This window comes from Pseudomonas sp. Z2-11 (assembly GCF_054161305.1).
Genome location: NZ_CP096395.1, coordinates 2110775 through 2130811 on the forward strand (window position 1 = coordinate 2110775; position 20037 = coordinate 2130811).

Consider the following 20037-nt stretch of genomic DNA (forward strand, 5'->3'; position numbering starts at 1 on the left):
AGGCTCGCTCCCACATTCTAATCTTCGACAGGCATAGGGCATGTACAACCCAGAATCCCTTGTGGGAGCGAGCCTGCTCGCGAAAGCGTCAGCCAGTCCAACATCCCTGTCACTGAACCACCGCCTTCGCGAGCAGGCTCGCTCCCACATTCTAATCTTCGAAAGGCACAGGGCATGTACAACCCACAATCCCTTGTGGGAGCGAGCCTGCTCGCGAAAGCGTCAGCCAGTCCAACATCCCTTTCACTGGACCACCGCCTTCGCGAGCAGGCTCGCTCCCACATTCTAATCTTCGACAGGCATAGGGCATGTACAACCCAGAATCCCTTGTGGGAGCGAGCCTGCTCGCGAAAGCGTCAGCCAGTCCAACATCCCTTTCACTGAACCACCGCCTTCGCGAGCAGGCTCGCTCCCACATTCTAATCTTCGACAGGCATAGGGCATGTACAACCCACAATCCCTTGTGGGAGCGAGCCTGCTCGCGAAAGCGTCAGCCAGTCCAACATCCCTGTCACTGAACCACCGCCTTCGCGAGCAGGCTCGCTCCCACATTTGGATCTTTATCAATCACAAGATTACTGTGCAACACAGAACCCTGTGGGAGCGAGCCTGCTCGCGAAAGCGTCCGTCATCCAGCATCCTTGTCACTGAACCACCGCTATCGCCAGCAAGCTCGCTCCCACATTTGGATCTTTATCAATCACAAGATTGCCGTGCAACACAGAACCCTGTGGGAGCGAGCTTGCTCGCGATGGCGTCCGCCAGTCCAGCATCCTTGTCACTGAACCACCGCTATCGCGAGCAGGCTCGCTCCCACATTTGGATTTTCATTTATCGACGCAATTGCTGTGTCCTTCTCCGGTCGCGCTTCAGATGTCCTTGACCAACCGCAGCGCATCGTAGATGGCCGCATGGGTATTGCGCGCCGACACCGCATCGCCGATCCGGAACAGCTGGAAACGGCCTCCGGGGTTGGTCACGATATTCTGGGTTTTCCCGGCGATCAGGTTGTGCTGCTCGACCGCGCCGTTGTTGCTCGAATGCGGCCGCAACTCAAAGTACAAATCGTCCAGGGGCAGGGTGCCGTGGTTGACCACCACCTGATCGACTTCGCGCTGCTTGTGCACCTGGCCGTAGTCGCTGCCAAAGTGCGCAACCAGTTGACCGTCGCGTTTTTCCACGGAATCGACCCGATAGGTGACGGTGAAGGTAACGTTCAGGTCTTGCAAGCTGCGCATGTAAGGCACGAGGTTCATCGCCATCACTTCCGGTGCGAACGACCGGTCGGGCGTGACGATTTCCAGTTTCGCGCCGCTGCTGGCGATGATCTCGGCCGCCTGTAGCGCCGCGTGGTCGCCGGCGTCGTCGAATATCAGCACGTTCTGGCCGGGCTTGATATCGCCGGAAATGATGTCCCAGGTCGACACCACCAGCTCATTGCCTTGCTTGAGCACCTCGGTGTGGGGCAGACCGCCCGTGGCGACAATCACCACGTCCGGTTCTTCGGCCATCACCGTCTCGGCTTCGGCCCAGGTGTTGAACTGGAACTTCACGCCCAGCCGTTCACATTGCGCCATGCGCCAGTCGATGATGCTGATCATCTCGCGGCGGCGCTCGCTCTGCGCGGTCAAGCGGATCTGCCCACCTGGCTGGTCGGCCACTTCGAACACGGTGACTGCATGGCCGCGCTCGCCGGCCACCCGTGCCGCCTCCAGGCCCGCCGGGCCGGTGCCGATCACCACCACCTTGCGCTTGAGCGGCGCCTTGGGAATTTCGTGGGGCATGGTCGTTTCGCGCCCGGTGGCGGCGTTGTGGATGCAATACGCGGCGCCGCCCTGATAGATGCGGTCCAGGCAATAGTTGGCGCCAACGCAGGGGCGGATCTCTTCTTCACGTTTTTCGATGATCTTGCGGACGATATGCGGGTCGGTCATGTGCGCGCGGGTCATGCCGATCATGTCCACCTTGCCCGAGGCGATGGCGTGTCGCGCCGTGGCGACGTCCGGGATCTTCGCCGCATGAAAGGTCGGGAAACCGGTGGCGGAGCGGATCTCGCCAGCAAAATCCAGGTGCGGCGAGTTGCGCATGCCCTGGATCGGGATCACGTCGGTGAGGCCGGCATCGGTATCGATGTGCCCGCGCACGACGTTGAGGAAATCTACCAGCCCGCTGTCCTTGAGCATGTGGGAAATCTGCAGGCCATCGCTGGCGCCAAAGCCGCCGGGCAGGTCTTCGTCGCCGGTGTAGCGCACCCCCAGCAGGAAGTCCTCACCGCAGCGCTGGCGGATGCCGCGCAACACATCGAAGGTGAAGCGCATGCGGTTTTCCAGCGAACCACCGTAGGGGCCGTCGAGATCGTTGGTCAGTGGCGACCAGAATTGATCCATGAGGTGCCCGTAGGCCTGCAGTTCCAAACCGTCGAGACCGGCGGCTTTCATGCGTTCGGCGGCGTCCACGTAATCCTTGACGATCCGGTCGATGTCCCAGTCTTCCATCTTTTTCGGGAAGGCCCGGTGGGACGCTTCGCGGCGATGGGACGGCGAGACGACCGGTAGCCAGTCAGCCTTGTCCCAACGCGTGCGCCGCCCCAGGTGGGTCAGTTGAATCATCACCGCGGCGCCGTGTTCGTGGCATTCGTCGGTCAGGTCCTTCATCCATTTGACCACCTCGTCCTTGTACGCCAGCACGTTGTTGAACACCGGCGGGCTGTCCCGTGAAACCGCAGCGGAGCCCGCGGTCATGGTCAACGCAACGCCGGCCTTCGCCCGTTCGACGTGATAGGCGCGGTACAAATCCTTCGGCATGCCATCCACGGGATACGCGGGCTCGTGGGAGGTGGTCATGATTCGATTCTTGAGGGTCAGATGCTTGATCTTGTAGGGCTGCAGCAGAGGATCGCTGGACATGGTGTTGCTCCGGGAACAGAACATCAGGCTTGGTTTTGACATAACGGTATGTGCAATGTTCATGTGTGTCAACGATTGAGACACAGGTGTACATTTTTCTTGCGCGGGGGAATAACCAGGATTACCATCCAGTCGAAACAGGGGTGATCCGGCGTCTGCGCGCCGGTCATCGCGCATCGATCCAAGTGCAAGGGGGCTGTGCAAAGACCATGAAAGTGCTCGTTGCGATAAAGCGCGCCATCGACCCGAATGTGAAAGTCCGGGTGAAGGCTGACGGTTCAGACGTTGAGCTCAACGGCGTGAAAATGGCCTTGAATCCGTTCTGCGAGATCGCGGTGGAAGAGGCGATTCGCCTCAAGGAAAAAGGGCTGGCAACCGAAGTGGTGGTGGTCTCGGTGGGCACTTCGGCCGCCCAGGAGCAACTGCGCACGGCGTTGGCACTCGGTGCGGACCGCGCACTTCTGGTCGAGACCAGCGCGATTCTCGAGCCGCTCAACGTCGCCAAGTACCTGAGCAAAGTGATTGATCAGGAACAACCGCAACTGATCCTGTTCGGCAAGCAGGCGATCGACCAGGAAAACAATCAGGTCGGGCAAATGGTCGCGCAGTTGATCGGCAGCGGTCAGGCCACTTACGCCTCGGCAGTCAATCATGTCGACGGGCAATGGCTCGTCGAGCGTGAGGTCGATGGGGGCAGCCAGGTGGTCGCGCTCTCGACGCCGGCCGTGGTGACCTGCGATCTGCGCCTGAATCAACCGCGCTATGCCTCGTTGCCGAACATCATGAAAGCCAAGAAAAAGCCCTTGGAAACCATTGCCGCCGACAGCTTGGGCGCGAGCGTGAAGCAACACGCTCGATTGCTCGGTGTTGTCCCTCCACCGGTACGCAAAGCAGGCATCACGGTCGCTTCGGTGACCGAGTTGGTGGATAAACTGAAAACCGTTGCGGGGGTGATTTGATGCGCACATTGGTGATCGCCGAACACAGTGCCGGTCAGCTGACGGCAGGCACCAGGAGTGCCGTGATCGCCGCCGTGGCGTTGGGGGCTGAAACGGATCTGCTGGTGATGGGCGGGACGGACGCCCCGGCCGTGGCGCAACAGGCAGCGTCGACCCAGGGCCTGGACCGGGTGCTGCTCGCACAGGCGGCGGTGTTCGAAAATGCCCTGGCTGAAAACGTCCAGCCGCTGATCACTTCGCTGGCGGCCGAGGGGTATACACACGTCGTTGCCGATGCCAGCAGCATGGGCCGCAATCTGCTGCCACGGGTCGCGGCGAGCCTGGATGTGGGCATGCTTTCGGACGTTACCCACATCGTCTCGGCGGACACTTTCCAGCGGCCCATTTATGCCGGCAATGCCATCGCCACGCTGCAGTCACTGGATCCGATCAAGTTGCTCACCGTGCGCGCTTCGGCATTCGCCCCAGCGTTATCCCATGACAAACCCTGCGAAGTGGTTGCAGTGGACGGCGGACAAAGCGCCAGCAACGTGCGTCTGGTGAGCGAACAACTGACGGCCAGCGAACGGCCCGACCTGTCGAGCGCCCGCGTCGTCGTTTCCGGTGGCCGCGGGATGCAGAGCAAAGAGAACTTCGCCCTGATCGAGCGGGTGGCCGACAAGCTCGGCGGTGCCGTGGGGGCCTCCCGCGCTGCTGTTGATTCGGGGTTCGCGCCCAACGATCTGCAGATCGGGCAGACGGGCAAGATCGTCGCGCCGGAGCTTTATATAGCCGCAGGCATCAGTGGCGCCATTCAACATCTGGCGGGCATGAGCGGTTCAAAGGTCATCGTCGCGATCAACCAGGACGCCGAGGCACCGATTGCCCAAGTGGCGGATTATCTGTTGGTGGCGGATTTGTTCGAGGCGCTGCCGGCACTCGAAAGGGCATTGTGAATTCAAGACGTAAAACGACGAACCCGTGGCGAGGGAGCTTGCTCCCGCTCGGCTGCGCAGCAGCCGCAAAACCTGGGGCCGCTGCGCGACCCAGCGGGAGCAAGCTCCCTCGCCACGGGTTTATCGACAACCTTGAAAGAATCAGCCCGCCAACGGGCGGAGGAGGGTAAGCCACACTCAATAGCGGTGATTTCATAATTAGAACTTGCCCATGGCCGTGCGCGGTCGCGATGGGAAATGAATGCTTCTGCTGCCCTGCCAATAACTATTAATACAGTCTGCGGAGATGCACATGATGACGTTACCCCGTAAAACTTTTATCGGTTGGTTTGCCGGCCTTGCATTGGCCTGCGGCAGCCTGATCGCTCAAGCCGAGGAACCCGCGCCCATTCGTATCGGCTGGGTGAACTGGTCGGATACGGAAATCGCCGTGAAGCTGGCGAACACCGCGTTGCAGGATCATCTCAAGCAACCGGTCAAGTTGGTGCTGGCCGATATTGGCATCCAGTTCCAGGCGCTGGCTAACGGCAACATCGACCTGATCCCGATGGTCTGGCTGCCGAGCACCCACAAGTCCTTCTATGACAAGTACAAGGACAAGCTCGAAGACCTCGGCGTACTGTATGAAGGCCGGATCGGCATGGCGGTGCCCACCTCGATTCCTACCAGTGAGATTGCCAGTGTCGAAGACCTCAACAAACCTGAAGTGAGAGAAAAACTTGGCGGCAAGATCCTCACTTCGGAAGTGGGCAATGGTCAGTACAAGCTGACGGAAAAAGCTATCAAGGAATACAAGCTCGACGGCTACAAGATGGTTGCGTCTTCAGAGTCCGGCATGCTGAGTGAACTGGATCGCAACATCAAGCGGGACAAGTGGTCGTTGGTCAACGCCTGGAGCCCTCATTGGATGTTCGCCAAATGGCCGCTGCGTTACCTGGATGATCCGAAGCAGATATTCGGTGGCGCCGAGCAGATCCACGCGATTGCCCGCAAAGGTTTCAGCGCCGAACATCCGGACGTGGCGCGCTTCTTCGCCAACTTCAAGATCCCGAAAGCGGACCTTGAGAAGTTGATGGCGGATGCCCGCGAAAGCACTGCGGACAAGGTGGTTGCCGAGTACTACGCGGCGAACAAACCGCGCTTCGAAGCGATGTTCGGCAGCCAGACTGCTTCCGCTACGCCAGCCCCGTAATCACCGCTGTCCCTCGATGGTTTTATTGCCGTCCGGTGCCCTTCGTCAGGGCACCGGATTTATTGTTTTCAAGGATAAATAGTCTGTAAGCGCTGCTACGGCCTGACAACTTTAAAGACACTCCGTTTTCGTTATTGCGCTCTTAGGATTCTAATGAGCGGCATTGTTTGGTTTGACCAATGATTATTTGTCATGAGTGCAAAAAGAAATATGGTTTGTCTGTAACTGTCCGGTTCTCGACAATGACTTAAGCGCAAGTACCAAGAGGAGTTGCGTTCCACGGGTACTTGGCTTCCCGCCATTATTCAAAGTGTTCTGTTGAGGACCGATCGATGAATCAGATGACCGACGCCAGGCTGAATAGCAAACAAATAACGTTCGAAGAAATTCCGCTCATAGATATTGCCGCTCTGGTCGATGGTAGTGATCCCCGGAAAGTCGCACGCGAAATAGGTGTGGTTTGCGAAGAGGTCGGGTTTTTCTACGTTGGCAACCACGGTGTGCCCAGAGCCCTGACCGATGCCATGCATGTTCAAGCGAAAGGCTTTTTCGCCAGGCCTTTTGACGAAAAGAATAAACTCAATGTGGTTAATTCGGGCCCTACGCTCCGCGGCTATATCCCCATGTACGCGGAGAACGTCGATCCGGAAAATACCCGTGATTTCAAGGAGTGCTTTGACTACGGTGCGCACTATGACGAAGTGTCGCCTTTCTTCGGAGCCAACCTGATGCCGGCTGAGCCTGCCGCGTTTTCCGATGTTTGCGAGGCCTATCACGATGCAATGCTGGCGCTCGCACGCAAGCTTATCAGCGCCATTGCGTTGAGCCTCGATCTGCCAGCGGATTACTTTGAAAAGTTGCAACGCAAACCGATCACCATCCAGCGCTTGCTGCGCTACCCCTCGCAAAGTGGCGAAGTGTCACAAAAGGAAATAGGGATCGGAGCACACACGGACTATGGTGTCCTGACGATCCTGTTCCAGGACCGGGTCGGCGGCTTGCAAGTGCGCAATCGCGCGGGTGAATGGGTAAGCGCTCCTCCGCTGGAAGATACGTTCATCGTCAACATCGGGGACCTGGTCCAAACCCTGACGAATGATCGCTACACCTCGACCATGCACCGGGTCATCAATACCAGTGGTGTCGAACGGTACTCCTTCCCATTCTTCATTGACCTGGACTTCGACGCGACAGTAGCGACCGTTGCGACCTGTGTCAGCGCCGGCAACCCGGCCAAATATGCGCCTTACACCTGTGGCCAACATAAGTACCGTCGTTTTGTTGCCAGCTATACCCACCTGAAGCCTATCGAGGCCTGACATCGGAGGACCTGCCTCCTCGTCAGCAGGCGCTATATCTCGTAGCGACTTTCCTTCGAAGGAGGAAAGCCAAAGAGCGTGCTATAGCACTTGCTGAAGTGAGGGGTAGAGACAAACCCGCAGGCAATGGCGACATCCGTGACGCTCAGCCTGGAGTTCTGTAGCAGGCGCCGCGCCTCGGTCAGCCGTAGTTCCAGATAGTAGCGCTGGGGAGACATATTGATCTGCCTGCGAAACAGGCGCTGAATCTGGCGCTTGGACAGCTGAACGCATTGAGCGAGCAAGTCCAGGCTCAAAGGTTCTTCAAGGTTGCATTCCATCAATGCAATGACTTCCCGCAGGCACGCACTGACCTTGCGGTCCAGGACCTTGGCCGAGGTACGAAACCGAGACTCATGGTCCAACAGGTCAAACACCGCGTCCGCGAGTTTCGGGTCGAGGGCCGCGTACAGCCATTTCATCATGATCTGAAAGGCGCCGGCAGGGTTTGACGCGGTGAATCGGTCCCTGTCGAACACCACTGTATCCAGCGTCACCGTGGTTTTCGGTGAACACTCCGACAAGGCCATTCGTTGTTCGGCATGAATAGCGCATCGGTAACCATCCAGCAGTCCTGCCTTGCCCAGGTACCAGGCGCCGTTCCATAACCCGCCGAGCGCAATGGGCAGGTTCGCCAGTTTGGTCAGCAGCGTTACCAGCCCGTGGGGGAGTACCCTCGGCGTGCGCAGGCCGCCGCAGACAATCATCAAGTCCAGCGCCGCGATCCTGATATCGGTCAACGGTGTGTCGGGCCTGATGGGGATTGCCAGGTCGCTGATCACTTCAGAGTCGTTGCGACTGAAAGTATGGATTTTTATCGACCCTGGCTGAATCAGATTGGCGGTGACGAGCACGTCCAGGCATTGGGTAAAACAGGTCAGGGAGAAGTTATCGAGCAACAGGAAGCCCACGCTCGATGTTTTCTGGGGCTCGATCATCGCGTTCATGAGTTGTGCTTCGTATCCAGCAGGAAACTGTCATCGAAAGGGTAGTGGGTGAGTAACTCATAACCGGCCTCGGTCACCAGCAATTGGTTCTCCAGCTTGATGCCATCCTGTCCGCCCACCTCACCGACATACGCCTCGACGCACAGGGCCATGCCCGGCTGCAGTTCGCCCTCGTATCCGTAGGACTCCAGGTCCTCCGGATAACGAATGCTCGGGTACTCGTCACACAGCCCGACGCCGTGATAAAGCACGCCATACCGTTGAGCCCGGCACGGTTCGGGCAACCGGTGCGCCTTGGCGGTCAGCTCGGTGAAGCGTACGCCTGGCTTGATCAACTCGGTGTTATGGACGATATGGTCATGGGCGATCCGGTACAGCCGCTTCTGTTCGGGCGTGGGCTCCAGGCCCCCGCAGATCCAGCTGCGGGACATGTCCACGCACATGCCGTAGGTGCCGATCAGGTCCGTGTCGAATGACAGCAGGTCGCCGTCGTTCAACACGCGTGGGCCGGACTCCTGGAACCAGGGGTTGGTGCGAGGACCGGAACTGAGGATGCGCGTCTCGATCCATTCGCCACCGCGGCGGATATTGCCGGAATGCAGCGCGGCCCAGACATCGTTTTCGGTCGCGCCAGCGCGCATTGCCTGGTGCATTTCGGCCACTGACGCTTCGCATGAAGCCACCGCACAGCGCATTGCCTTGATTTCATCCGGGCCCTTGATCATGCGCGCGAATTCGGTCACTTCCTGGCCGCTGCAAATTTCGATCGCCAAGGCATCCAGGGCGCGCACGCCGGCGACTTCTATTCGATCGACCGCAAGCCGTCGGTTGACTCCGGCGTGTTGGCGCAGCAACTCGTCAATTTGCGCGGCGAAATGCCTGGCGTGTCGATCCGTGTGTTCGCCGGTCTCGAAAAAGAAAAAAGATGCCCCGCTGCGTAACTCCGTCACCAGCGGCAAGTGGGCCGACAAGTGATCACAGCCATGGAAGTCCCACAGAACCATATGCCCACTGACGGCGACGAAGCACGCCCGTGCGGGGTTATGAGTCGTCCACAGTTGCATGTTGGTGGTATCGGTCGCGTAGCGGATATTCAGCGGATCGAACAACAGGATGCCACCCAGGTCACGGACGACCAGTTGATCGACTATCCGTTGCAATCGGTACTTGCGCAGGGTGGGCAAATGGGGCGGCTCCAGACCCAGCCGCTCCCACTCCGCAAACGCCAGCGGCGTAGGGCCTATCTCGACGCGGTTGTTGTCATCGACGGAGCCGTCTTTTTTCAGTGCAACTGCACGCTGCCTCGCCGGGTCGATGCGCCGGGCATTGGCTGGAATCGAAAAAGGTGAAGGGGGCATGAGGGGGGCCAGTGTTCAGTCTGCTAGAGGTATTCAGCTGTGCCGGCCTCTTCGCGAGCAAGCTCGCTCCCACATTTCTCGGGCGTACACACGAACCTGTGGGAGCGAGCTTGCTCGCGATGAGGCCAGTACAGTCGCCAAAAAGTCGCGACCCTTATTAAAAGCATCCAGCTTACGAAGCATCGATCCAGATGGTTTTCAGCTCGGTGTACTGATCGTGTGCCCAGACGGATTTGTCGCGACCCCCAAAACCGGACTCCTTGTAGCCGCCGAACGGCGTGGAGGCGTCGCCTTCACCGAAACAGTTGACCGTGACCACGCCCGCCCGAATTTCCCGCGACAGCCGCAAAGCGTTACGCAGGCTACCGGTATAGGCAGATGCCGCCAGGCCGTAGACCGTGTCGTTGGCCAGCGCAATGGCTTCGTCGATCGTGCTGAAGCTGGTGACGCTCAGGACCGGGCCGAAGATCTCCTCGATGAACAGGCGACTTTCCCGTTCAACACCGTCGATGATCGTCGGCTGCACGTACACACCGGACTCGGTCTCGCCACCTTGCAGCACATTGAGTTTCTGCTCGGCCGCATACTCCAGATACGAACGCACCTTCTCGAAATGCGTTTTGCTGATCATGGCCCCGAGGCGATTTTGCGGATCCAGCGGGTCACCCATTTTCCAATCGCGCAGGTGCTTGCCGATCAGTTGCAGCAACTCTTCCTTGACCTCTTCATGGACGATCAGCCGCGACGACGCCGAGCAGTTCTCGCCCATGTTCCAGAAAGCGCCGGCGGTCACATACTGGGCAACCTGATCGAGGTCTTCGCAGTCATTCATCACCACGGCGGGGTTCTTGCCCCCCAGTTCCAACACCACGCGCTTGAGGTTCGACTCGGACGCGTACTTGAGGAACAACCGGCCTGTGTCGGTAGAACCGGTGAAGCTGACCATCGCCACATCCATGTGCCGGCCGATTGCCTCGCCAGCCTCGCGGCCACCGCCAGGGGTAATGTTGAATACGCCGGCCGGAACACCAGCCTCATGGGCCAGCTCGGCGACACGCAGCGCGGTCAGGGTGGTTTCCTTGGCGGGCTTGACCACGATGGAACAGCCGGCGGCCAGGGACGGACCAATCTTCCAGGCCAGCATCAACAAGGGGAAGTTCCAAGGCAGGACCAGGCCGACCACGCCGATTGCTTCGCGCACCACCATGGTTACGGCACCGTGGCCGGTCGGCGCGGTACTGTCGTACACCTTGTCGATCAACTCGGCATGCCAGCGCAAGGTATGGATGGTGTCTGGCACATCGACGTTCTGGCATTCGCTGACCGGCTTGCCACTGTCCAGGCTTTCCAGCACCGCGAGCTCATGGGCATTGTCTTCCAGCAACTGGGCGAAACGCAGGAGCACCTGCTTGCGTGCGCCGGGAGACAGCTTGTGCCAGCGGCCATCCTCGAACGCCTGCTTGGCGGCAGCCACGGCAACGTCGACGTCACGGGTATCGCAAGCCGCTACCTCTGCAAGCTGTTCACCCGTGGCAGGGTTCGTCGTGATGAAGGTCTTTCCACAGAGCGCATCGCGGAACTCGCCGTTGATGAAGGCCTGGGTAGGAAACTGCAACTTGGCGGCGATGGCCGCGTACTGTTCCTTGGTCAGTAAATCAGCCATCTCATGCACCTCCAGTGATTTGCGCGATGTTGCGCTTGAGCTCGGTGACGACACTTTGCAACGCCTGTTTCTCATCAACGTCCAGGCCATGCAGGGGGGCACGCAGGCCACCGGTGCTCAAGCCGTTCAGTTCACAGCCGTACTTGATGGACTGGACAAATTTTCCACCTTCCAGGAAATCCATCAGCGGCATCATTGCGGCCATGATTCGGCGACCTTTGTCGAAGTTCTTCTCGACCACGCAGGCCTCGTACAGCGCGACGTGTTCACGGGGAATGAAGTTGGAACCGGCACACACCCAACTGCGGGCGCCCCAGGCGAAAAATTCCAGGGCCTGATCGTCCCAGCCGCAGGACAGCGCGATGTGCGGATACTTGCAGGCCAGACGGTGCATCTGCGCCATGTCGCCGGAGCTTTCCTTGATGGCGACGATGTTTTTCACATCGCGGACTTCATCAAAGAACTCCGTGCCCATGCTCACGCTCATGCGGCCTGGATAGTTGTAAAGCATGATGGGGAGATTGGCGGCGCGGTCCACTGCCTTGACGTGCAGCGCGATTTCCTTTTGCGTTGGCAATGCATAGGGCGGTGAACCCACCAGCAGCGCATCGGCCTTGATCGCCTTCGCCGCTTCGGCGTAGGCGACCGAGTCTTCGGTGCGGATGGCGCCGGTCCCCACGATCAGCGGCAGGCGACCGCGCAGCACGTCCTTGGCCTGGGCAGCCAGGTCGAAACGCTCCTGGGCGGTGTGGGCATAATATTCGCCGGTCGAGCCGCCGATAATGATGCCGTGTACCTTGGCGTCGACCAGATACTCCAGGACTTCGGCGAAGGCTGTCTTATCGATACTGCCGTCTGAGGTCAGGGGCGTAACGGCCGGTGTGTAAATGCCTTCAAACTTCATTGATATCGCTCCAGTTAATGTCACTGTTCAACCAAGGGAGGCCGCTTGCCGAGAATCGAGCGAGCGGATCTGAACTTCTTCAAGTGTATCGGGGCGGTCAACTTTCTTTACCGGCACGGTATTGCCCCCAGCGCAAACTTATATTGACGCCCGCTGAAACCAGCGGGGCGGGTGGATTAGGGCAGGGGCCGGGTGATTTCAAGACGAAATCAATAAGTTCGGAGTGTTCGCCGGCCAGCCAGTCAGCCAATAGTTTGCCGGTCGCTGTCCCGCGGGTAACACCCAGGCCATTGCAGCAAAGTGCCCCATAGACATGGGGTGAAAGTTCACCGAAATAACCCATGTGGTTACGCGAAAGCGCCAGTGCGCCGCCCCAGGTATATTCGAAGTTCATTTCAGGCAACATGGGAAAGCGTTGCTCGAAAGAGGCCTGATGCCTGGCGACAAAACGTTTCAAGTATTTTGCATCGCTGCGGCCGTCGGGGTTGAAGCTGAAACTGTTACGGATCAAAAGGCGGTTGTCCGGAGTACGACGTACCGTGGTACCGAATGGGTCCGCAGGAATCACCCCCCAATAAGGCCGGCCGCCCAGGCGAGCTTGCTCTTGCTCGGTCATGGGACGGGTCAGGCTGGCATAGGTGAACACCGGTAGCATTCGCCCTTTCAGGAAGCCGAAACTCATGCCAAAGGCATTATTGGTCAGGATCAGTTTGTCGGCGGTGATTGAGCCCCCGGCGTGCTTGAGCACCGTCCTGGTGCCGTACTCGACATGAGTGATCGCGGTGTTTTCGTAGAGTGTCACGTTGCTGGGAAGGCTGTCGGCCAGACCTTTGACCAGCGCCGACGGCTGAAGCAAGGAAGTCCCTGGCGTAAATAAGGCCTTGCGGTAGAAATGCGTGCCGATATGTTCGGGTAGTTCGCCAGCCTCGATCATCTGGTAGGGTTGATCGAGCTTATCGAGTCCGCGACGGTAGGCTTCCAGGACAGCGATGCCCCGTGGTTCAACGGCCGCCTGATATTTGCCGCAATGCTTCATCTGGCAATTGATGTTGTGGCGTTCAACCAATTCTTTTAGATAGCTCAGGCCGCTCAAATTAAGTTTAAGGGTTGTTTTGGCAGTGGCGATATCACCGATGTAATCTTCTGCGGCGATGTCATGCGGCAAGTCGATAGCGAATCCGGCATTGCGACCGGAAGTGCCAAAGCCGATTTCCTGAGCGTCGATCAACACGATGTGATCGTCGGGGAAATGAGTCGCGAGCTGCCGGGCGGCGGCGAGCCCGGTAAAACCGGCACCGACAATCACCCAACGTGCGCTATCGTGACCTTGATGGGCGGGCTTGACCTGGCGCCCCCTGCTCAAGTGATACCACCCGCAAGATTGATCATCGGCAGGTAACGAAGAGACTTTCAACATTTCAAGATCCTGTTCATTCAACCAATCCGACGCCTGTCTTGCAAAAGGTTGCTTGGCAATTTCACGGCGACTGAGTATTTAACGGGCGTAACGGTCAAGACTTTGCAGTTTCAATTAACGACAGGGTAGGGCATCAAATTTATTCTGAGGATTGCTTGATATCCAGCAACATTAAATCAAGAAAAAAGACAACCCTCCGTTATCAGTAATCGAAACGGGAGCTTTCAATTGGATTTCATAAACTAGATGTTGCGTAGAACCGAGCGCCATTAAAAGGCGGGGGGCAGTCATCGACTCGCCCCGCCTCTTGTTCGTATCAATTGCTGGCTTGTGTCGCTGCCGCGCGAGCAGTTTGTAACCAGGCATCAAACTGCTGCCGATGGGCGGCTACCCACTCCTTGGCGTGGCGGCGAATATCCGCAGGCTTTTTCTCGCCCTGCTGCATCTTCAAGTTCTGGGCACTCTCGTCAGCGGTAGTAATCTGCATCACCGAAAGGAACTTCAAGGCTGCCGGATTTTTGTCGGCGAACTCTTTATTCAACACGGCCTCGACCTTATCCACTGCGAAGCCGAGATTCTTGCCCTTGTACATCGTGTCAACGTTATTGTTGCCATCAGGCAGGTCGGTTTTCGGTACTTCCAGCCAGACCACATCTCTGTCTTCGACCAGAACGGTGGCGATCCACTGTGGGACCCAGGTGAAGTAGAGAATCGGCTGTCCTTCCTTATAACGGGTAATGGTGTCAGCCATCAGCGCGAAATAGGAACCCTGGTTGACCGTGACCGTTTTTTCCAGGTCATAGGCCTTCATGTGATGGGCAATGATCAGCTCGCAGCCCCAGCCAGGATTACAGCCCGTCATGTCTGCCTTGCCGTCGCCGTTGGTGTCGAACAGCTTGGCGATTTCCGGTTTCTTCAAGTCGGTGATGTACTTGATGTTGTGCGCTTCAGCGGTCTTTTTGTCGATCAGATAACCTTGAAGTACACCGGGCATGATGTCGCCCGCCTTGACCATGGCTTTATCACCCCCGGCCTGCTGGAAGAATTTATCGTGCAACTTGTCCCACAAGTGCACGGTAAAGTCCGCATCACCGTTACCCAAGGCCATCATCATGACGCCGTATTCGGTCTCCTTGGGCTCCTGCACCTTGTAACCCAGCTCTCGCAACCCTTCCATGGCCACTTCGCCACGGAAGCGCTCTTCAGCGATGGACGGGAAGATGGGGGTGACCTTCACACCGTCGCCCGGTTGGTTCGCCGAGGCGTTTGCGCACAGGGACATGGCCGCAATGGCGAGGGCTGTAGCGCAATTGAGAATGCTGCGGGAGAGCTTGAATTCAGACATTGTCGCGTACCTTTTTTTGGGTTTTTTCTTCAAGTGCGGCAGATCGAAAGTGGGATTCAGGCGGTCTTGCTCCGCCCCGCCGGCTGTCTTGCGCCGAACAGGCGTAGCAGCAGACCTGCGGGACCGGTGTGATACCAGCGCAGGCTCGGGTCGGCGCCGGTGCGCGCGCCCATGGCTTGGGTCAGGCGGTCAAGGAAAATGGCGAGCAGTACCAGGCCCGTCCCGCCGACCGTGGCCAGGCCCATGTCCAGGCGACCGATGCCGCGCAGGACCATCTGTCCAAGGCCGCCCACCGAGATCATCGAGGCGATGACCACCATCGACAGCGAGAGCATCAGGGTCTGATTGAGTCCCGCCATGATGGTTGGCGTCGCCAGTGGCAGCTGGACACGGGTGAGCATCTGCCGCGGTGTGCAACCAAACGCGCGGGCCGCTTCTATCTTGTCCTCCGGTACCTGGCGGATGCCCAGGTTCGTCAGGCGCACCAGAGGAGGGAGGGCGAAGACAATCGTCACAAGGATGCCCGGCACGTTGCCGATGCCGAACAGCATGACGACCGGCACCAGGTAAACGAACGCCGGCAGTGTCTGCATGGCATCGAGGATGGGCCGCAGGACCTTTTCCAGGTTGTCGCTGCGGGCACAGAGAATACCCAGTGGAATACCTAGCAGCGCGCAAAAGAACACCGAGGTCAGTACCAGCGCCAGGGTCGTCATCGACTCGGACCAGACGCCGATCAAACCCAGCAGTGTGAGTGTCACAAAGCACAGCAACGCCATGCGTTTGCCAGCGAGTTGCCATCCGAGCAATGAAGACAGGATGATGCCGATGCTCGGTGGAATGCTCTGCAGAATGAACTCAACGCCGTTAAGTACTTGGTCAATCGGCCAGCGGATGGCGCGAAATACATCGCGAAAGTTGTGCACCAGAAAATTCAGGGTGCTTTCCACCCAATCGCCGAGTGGAATGGTGGCGACTTGGAACGGGTCGAGAAAACTGAACTCGGACATCAGGGCTTACCTCTTCACGGTTGTATCAATGGCGGCTCAGCGTTTGCAGCAACTCGCTCTTTGACAGGGTCCCGGTGAGCGCGCCCGAGCGGTCCAGTACAGGGACCGGATACGGCAGGTTGGCCGCAATTTCCAATACTTCGTGCAGGGGCGTATCGGTAAATACCGGCTGGTGTTGGTGCTGGGTGTGATGTGTGCTGCCACCCGCGCCACTGGTATCGATGTCGACGACCCCGAGCAGTTGCCCTCGTTCATCGACCAGGTAACCAAACGGAAGACCGGCCTTGAACTGCGGTGCTTGACCATTCACTTTACGAACCCATTCCGGATCAAGCCTGGCCACGTCGCCTGCCTTGAGTATCCGTGAGCTGTCGAATCCTTTGAAAAAGGTGCGTACATAGTCATTGGCGGGTTGGCTGATCAGCTCTTGAGGCGTGCCGATCTGTACCACCTGGCCGCCCTCCATGATCGCGATGCGGTGGCCGATGCGAACGGCTTCCTCGATGTCGTGGGAGATAAAAATGATGGTCCGCTTCTGTTCGGCTTGCAGGCGAATGAGCTCCCCCTGCATCTCGCTGCGGATAAGCGGGTCCAGGGCGGAAAAGGCCTCGTCCATCAGCAGGATGGTCGGGTCGTTGGCCAGCGCACGGGCCAGGCCTACGCGTTGCTGCATGCCGCCGGAAAGTTGATGCGGATAACTGTGCTCCTGTCCCGCAAGACCGACCTGGCTGAGGGCTTCCCTGGCGCGGCTATGCCGTTCTTTTTCACCGATGCCGGAAATTTCCAGGCCGAAGGCGGTGTTCTCCAGGACACTCATGTGAGGCATCAGGGCGAAGGATTGGAACACCATGCCCATCTCTTTACGGCGAACATCAAGCAGGGCTTTATCAGCCAGCCCGGTGATTTCCCGACCGTTCAGATAAATGCTGCCGGAGGTGGGCTCGATAAGGCGGTTGAACAGACGCACCATCGTCGACTTGCCAGAACCCGAGAGCCCCATGATCACAAAGATTTCGCCACGCTTGACGGCGAAGCTGGCGTCGAAAACACCAATAACCTGGCCTGTTTTCTCAAACACATCTTTTTTGCAGGCGCCAGCGGCAAGCATCTTCATCGCCGCGTCGGGTTGTGCGCCGAATATCTTGAAAACGTTCTTAACAGAAATGATTTCGTCTGAACTAGTCATCGCGTCCCTCCTTTGCGTGTAACGCTACAAGCGCACGAAATCGAATTGAGTTCGAGCGTTGGTAATTTAGGCGGGCAGGAATAAATGATTGAATGGCGCATGACATTGACCTTGTTTTTATTGTTTGCCCTTGGGCTCGGGCTTTTTTTCAATCTATGGGTATCCTTGTGTTAAATCCAACAACATTTACCGGGCTTTATCGATAACCTAACGTTATCGAGGCCTGTCGAAACGACCGCCTTGGCGTAATCACGACGCTTTGTATGGCCCGGGCCAGGCTATTGAGTTACGCTCCGGCGCTTTCGCGGATGCTAGGAGTGCGAGGGCTTGCCATGCTCAGCAGACACGTTGACCCCGATACATTACTGCTTAGAATGCCTTCCCTCAGGGCTGTCAGAGCGTTTGTCGCCGCCGCCAAATATGAAAGCTTCACTCGGGCGGCGGAGGCACTTTGTGTATCGCAAGCAGCGATCAGTCGGCAGATCCGAGAGCTTGAGGACTCCTTGGGCGCTCAATTGTTCATGCGTGCCGGGCGGACTGTAGAGCTGACCGCCGAGGGGAAGATTTTTTTTGAGGCGGCGCAACTGTCCTTCGTTAATATCGCACAGGCGGCTGAAAGGATTCGTACCACGCCGACGCAGAAGCACATTCTGACTGTTTGTTGCTCACCGGCATTCTCCGCATTATGGCTGTCGGAACATCTTCCAGAGTTTCGTGCAACGAACCCGGATATCGAGTTCAATCTGATCACTACCCAGAACTTTGTGAATATGGAGCCTGGCGTAGAGCCGGACATCATTATCTCGAAGATCCGCAAAGTCGGGGACGGGTACAAGAGTTATCAGTTGTGCCACGACATTATCTATCCTGTTTGCTCTCCCGTGTTTCTGGAGGCGCACCCCGAACTGACTTCGCTTGAAGGCGTGCGCGATTCTTCGCTGCTCAATCTGAGTCCCTATGGCCGGTCGGGGGTGGCTGAGCATGTTGACTGGGGGGTATGGCTGGCGTTTCTGAACGTTGATATTGATGAGCGTCCTGGTGACTGCCCGCCTATTTTTCATGCCAATGATTACAACCTGATCATGAATATGGTCTTGACCCATCAGGGCGTAGCACTGGGCTGGAACCAGCTGGTCGGGGCCATGGTCGAGAGAGGGCAGCTCGTTCGTCCCGTCGAGCAGCAGGTGACGCTTCGAAACAGTCTTCATTATGTTGCCTGTAATGAAAGGACTGAATATGAAGATGCCTGTCGGAGAGTGCGAGACTGGATCCTCTCGAAGTTTTCCAGATTGGCTGTATAACTTTCTCCCGACGTAGGCTCCTCTTGGCCGGTAGCGAAATCCAAACAAGGTAGTGTCTGGATTCGCCCGGTCATAACGCCAAGTTATCAGTTGAACAACGAAAATGTAGTTTTGCCGAGCGGATTGGCTATCGTACCCTTCGGGCTAAACATGGCTGATACATGTGTATCCAGCGGCTGCGCTGAACAATCGTTCGCGCAGGATCCGTTGGCCATGACACTGCTTTCTGGGCGTACTTGCCATTAACCGTCAGGTTGATGTGTAGAGGATAATAATGAATATCAGAACATCCGTGATCGACCTGATTCAAAAGCGCAAGGCGCGCCACGCGATTCCTCGCGAACTGTACATTGAACCTGAGGTTTTTCGGCAGGATCTTGAGCAGATCTGGCACAAGGACTGGATTTTTGCCGGGCATACCTTTGAGCTTGAAAAACCCGGGCAATACCTGACGTTGCAGATCGGCGACTATCCCGTCTTGGTCGTCAGGGACAAAAGTGGTCAGGTCCGGGCTTTTCACAACGCCTGTCGTCACCGTGGCTCCAAAGTTTGCGAGCACGCCCAGGGCAAAGTTGCAAAACTGGTCTGTCCTTATCATAAGTGGACTTTCGAACTGGACGGCAGTCTTTTGTTTGCCGGTAACATGGGCGCCGACTTCGACAGGTCGCAATACAATTTGAAGCCTGTCCATTGTGAAGTTGTTCACACCTACATTTATGTCTGTGTCGCTGACAAGGCGCCGGAATTCGAGAGTTTCAGAAATGCTGTAAGTCCATTTATAGCCCCGCATTTCCTGGATAACTGCAAGGTCGCTTTCGAGTCCAACCTCATTGAAAAGGGTAACTGGAAACTTGTCTTTGAAAATAATCGCGAGTGCTTCCACTGCGACGGTACCCATCCGGAATTGATGAACTCCTTCGTCGAGAACCTTTCGGTGGCCGGGGTGGGCGGCGAAGATGATCCCGAACTGAGCGCACACTGGAATCGCTGCGAGACCGCGGGTATGCCGAGCAAGCTGGTCATGGATCCCAATGGCCGGTTTCGTATGACACGCATCCCACTTTCGGCAGGCGCCGTGAGTTACACAATGGACGGTAAACCTGCTGTGGCGGGACGCCTGGATAAAAGCGGCGAGCCGGATATTGGCGCCTTGCTGTATTTCAACTACCCATCTACCTGGAACCACTTCCTTGGTGATCATGCGTTGAGCTTCCGCGTCCTCCCGATCGGACCGGACGAAACGCTTGTCACGACCAAATGGCTGGTGCCCAATACCGCCGTTGAAGGTGTTGACTACGAGATTGATCGGTTGACCAAGGTCTGGCTTGCCACCAACGATCAGGACCGTCGTTTGGTGGAAGGTACGCAGGCCGGCATTACCTCACCGAGCTACGAGCCGGGACCCTTTTCGGACATCGCGGAAAACGGTGTATGCCAGTTTGACGATTGGTACTGCGAAACCATGCTTCAGCGGCTCCAGGCCCATATTCCGCTCAAGTCGGTGGGCTGATTCCCCGTCATGAGTGCGTTCGATCAGAGAAGAACAAGAAGAGGCT

At 57.6% G+C, this 20037-nt stretch carries 15 protein-coding genes; 6 read left to right on the plus strand and 9 right to left on the minus strand.

Annotated elements, in window-relative coordinates; translation table 11 throughout:
* Window positions 1–869: 869 nt before the first annotated feature.
* On the minus strand, window positions 870–2906 hold the full coding sequence (locus tag M1E16_RS09500; RefSeq protein ID WP_458129734.1) for an oxidoreductase: 2037 nt from the start codon (window positions 2904–2906) through the stop codon (window positions 870–872).
* Between the two features lie 209 nt (window positions 2907–3115).
* On the opposite strand from M1E16_RS09500, the gene M1E16_RS09505 reads away from it, so the two are divergent.
* The 4 genes from M1E16_RS09505 (at window position 3116) to M1E16_RS09520 (ending at window position 7311) form a co-directional block, all read left to right on the plus strand.
* Window positions 3116–3865 carry an electron transfer flavoprotein subunit beta/FixA family protein gene (locus M1E16_RS09505; protein ID WP_434624757.1) on the plus strand — a complete coding sequence of 250 codons (750 nt, stop codon included), beginning with the start codon at window positions 3116–3118 and terminating at the stop codon, window positions 3863–3865.
* A complete protein-coding gene (locus M1E16_RS09510; protein ID WP_458129735.1) occupies window positions 3865–4800 on the plus strand; it encodes an electron transfer flavoprotein subunit alpha/FixB family protein in 936 nt (311 codons plus the stop codon). Before M1E16_RS09505 ends, M1E16_RS09510 begins: the two co-directional genes overlap by 1 nt.
* Before the next feature lie 292 nt (window positions 4801–5092).
* Window positions 5093–5992: a glycine betaine ABC transporter substrate-binding protein gene (locus M1E16_RS09515; RefSeq protein WP_434569055.1), complete on the plus strand. Its 900-nt coding sequence runs from the start codon at window positions 5093–5095 to the stop codon at window positions 5990–5992.
* A gap of 332 nt (window positions 5993–6324) precedes the next feature.
* Window positions 6325–7311: an isopenicillin N synthase family dioxygenase gene (locus tag M1E16_RS09520; protein ID WP_434652844.1), complete on the plus strand. Its 987-nt coding sequence runs from the start codon at window positions 6325–6327 to the stop codon at window positions 7309–7311.
* Between the two features lie 32 nt (window positions 7312–7343).
* On the opposite strand, the gene M1E16_RS09525 is transcribed toward M1E16_RS09520, so the two are convergent.
* The 8 genes from M1E16_RS09525 to M1E16_RS09560 all read right to left on the minus strand — a co-directional run bounded on the left by M1E16_RS09525 (window position 7344) and on the right by M1E16_RS09560 (window position 17180).
* A complete protein-coding gene (locus M1E16_RS09525; RefSeq protein WP_458129736.1) occupies window positions 7344–8297 on the minus strand; it encodes a GlxA family transcriptional regulator in 954 nt (317 codons plus the stop codon).
* On the minus strand, window positions 8294–9655 hold the full coding sequence (gene dddP, locus M1E16_RS09530) for a dimethylsulfonioproprionate lyase DddP (protein ID WP_458129737.1): 1362 nt from the start codon (window positions 9653–9655) through the stop codon (window positions 8294–8296). The genes M1E16_RS09525 and dddP overlap by 4 nt, the downstream gene beginning before the upstream one ends.
* A 172-nt stretch (window positions 9656–9827) precedes the next feature.
* Window positions 9828–11318 (minus strand): aldehyde dehydrogenase, encoded by a 1491-nt coding sequence (locus tag M1E16_RS09535; protein WP_458129738.1) that lies wholly within the window; start codon window positions 11316–11318, stop codon window positions 9828–9830.
* A gap of 1 nt (window position 11319) precedes the next feature.
* A complete protein-coding gene (locus M1E16_RS09540; protein WP_458129739.1) occupies window positions 11320–12222 on the minus strand; it encodes a dihydrodipicolinate synthase family protein in 903 nt (300 codons plus the stop codon).
* Between the two features lie 97 nt (window positions 12223–12319).
* Entirely contained in the window at window positions 12320–13639 is a 1320-nt protein-coding gene (locus M1E16_RS09545) for an NAD(P)/FAD-dependent oxidoreductase (protein WP_458129740.1), read from the minus strand.
* Between the two features lie 316 nt (window positions 13640–13955).
* On the minus strand, window positions 13956–14984 hold the full coding sequence (proX, locus tag M1E16_RS09550; protein WP_434674528.1) for a glycine betaine/L-proline ABC transporter substrate-binding protein ProX: 1029 nt from the start codon (window positions 14982–14984) through the stop codon (window positions 13956–13958).
* Window positions 14985–15040: 56 nt separating this feature from the next.
* Entirely contained in the window at window positions 15041–15994 is a 954-nt protein-coding gene (gene proW, locus M1E16_RS09555; protein WP_458129741.1) for a glycine betaine/L-proline ABC transporter permease ProW, read from the minus strand.
* A gap of 25 nt (window positions 15995–16019) precedes the next feature.
* Window positions 16020–17180: a quaternary amine ABC transporter ATP-binding protein gene (locus M1E16_RS09560; RefSeq protein ID WP_458129742.1), complete on the minus strand. Its 1161-nt coding sequence runs from the start codon at window positions 17178–17180 to the stop codon at window positions 16020–16022.
* A 332-nt stretch (window positions 17181–17512) separates the two neighbouring features.
* On the opposite strand from M1E16_RS09560, the gene M1E16_RS09565 reads away from it, so the two are divergent.
* Window positions 17513–18481, plus strand: a complete 969-nt coding sequence (locus M1E16_RS09565) for a LysR family transcriptional regulator (protein ID WP_434605048.1) — start codon at window positions 17513–17515, stop codon at window positions 18479–18481.
* 274 nt (window positions 18482–18755) lie between these two features.
* A complete protein-coding gene (locus M1E16_RS09570) occupies window positions 18756–19991 on the plus strand; it encodes an aromatic ring-hydroxylating oxygenase subunit alpha (protein ID WP_458129743.1) in 1236 nt (411 codons plus the stop codon).
* Window positions 19992–20037: the final 46 nt, after the last annotated feature.

Bases quoted from the DNA above. Each gene is read 5' to 3' on its own strand.
- M1E16_RS09500 (WP_458129734.1), bottom strand. From the start codon at position 2,906: ATGTCCAGCGATCCTCTGCTGCAGCCCTACAAGATCAAGCATCTGACC.
- M1E16_RS09505 (WP_434624757.1), top strand. From the start codon at position 3,116: ATGAAAGTGCTCGTTGCGATAAAGCGCGCCATCGACCCGAATGTGAAA.
- M1E16_RS09510 (WP_458129735.1), top strand. From the start codon at position 3,865: ATGCGCACATTGGTGATCGCCGAACACAGTGCCGGTCAGCTGACGGCA.
- M1E16_RS09515 (WP_434569055.1), top strand. From the start codon at position 5,093: ATGATGACGTTACCCCGTAAAACTTTTATCGGTTGGTTTGCCGGCCTT.
- M1E16_RS09520 (WP_434652844.1), top strand. From the start codon at position 6,325: ATGAATCAGATGACCGACGCCAGGCTGAATAGCAAACAAATAACGTTC.
- M1E16_RS09525 (WP_458129736.1), bottom strand. From the start codon at position 8,297: ATGAACGCGATGATCGAGCCCCAGAAAACATCGAGCGTGGGCTTCCTG.
- dddP (WP_458129737.1), bottom strand. From the start codon at position 9,655: ATGCCCCCTTCACCTTTTTCGATTCCAGCCAATGCCCGGCGCATCGAC.
- M1E16_RS09535 (WP_458129738.1), bottom strand. From the start codon at position 11,318: ATGGCTGATTTACTGACCAAGGAACAGTACGCGGCCATCGCCGCCAAG.
- M1E16_RS09540 (WP_458129739.1), bottom strand. From the start codon at position 12,222: ATGAAGTTTGAAGGCATTTACACACCGGCCGTTACGCCCCTGACCTCA.
- M1E16_RS09545 (WP_458129740.1), bottom strand. From the start codon at position 13,639: ATGTTGAAAGTCTCTTCGTTACCTGCCGATGATCAATCTTGCGGGTGG.
- proX (WP_434674528.1), bottom strand. From the start codon at position 14,984: ATGTCTGAATTCAAGCTCTCCCGCAGCATTCTCAATTGCGCTACAGCC.
- proW (WP_458129741.1), bottom strand. From the start codon at position 15,994: ATGTCCGAGTTCAGTTTTCTCGACCCGTTCCAAGTCGCCACCATTCCA.
- M1E16_RS09560 (WP_458129742.1), bottom strand. From the start codon at position 17,180: ATGACTAGTTCAGACGAAATCATTTCTGTTAAGAACGTTTTCAAGATA.
- M1E16_RS09565 (WP_434605048.1), top strand. From the start codon at position 17,513: ATGCTCAGCAGACACGTTGACCCCGATACATTACTGCTTAGAATGCCT.
- M1E16_RS09570 (WP_458129743.1), top strand. From the start codon at position 18,756: ATGAATATCAGAACATCCGTGATCGACCTGATTCAAAAGCGCAAGGCG.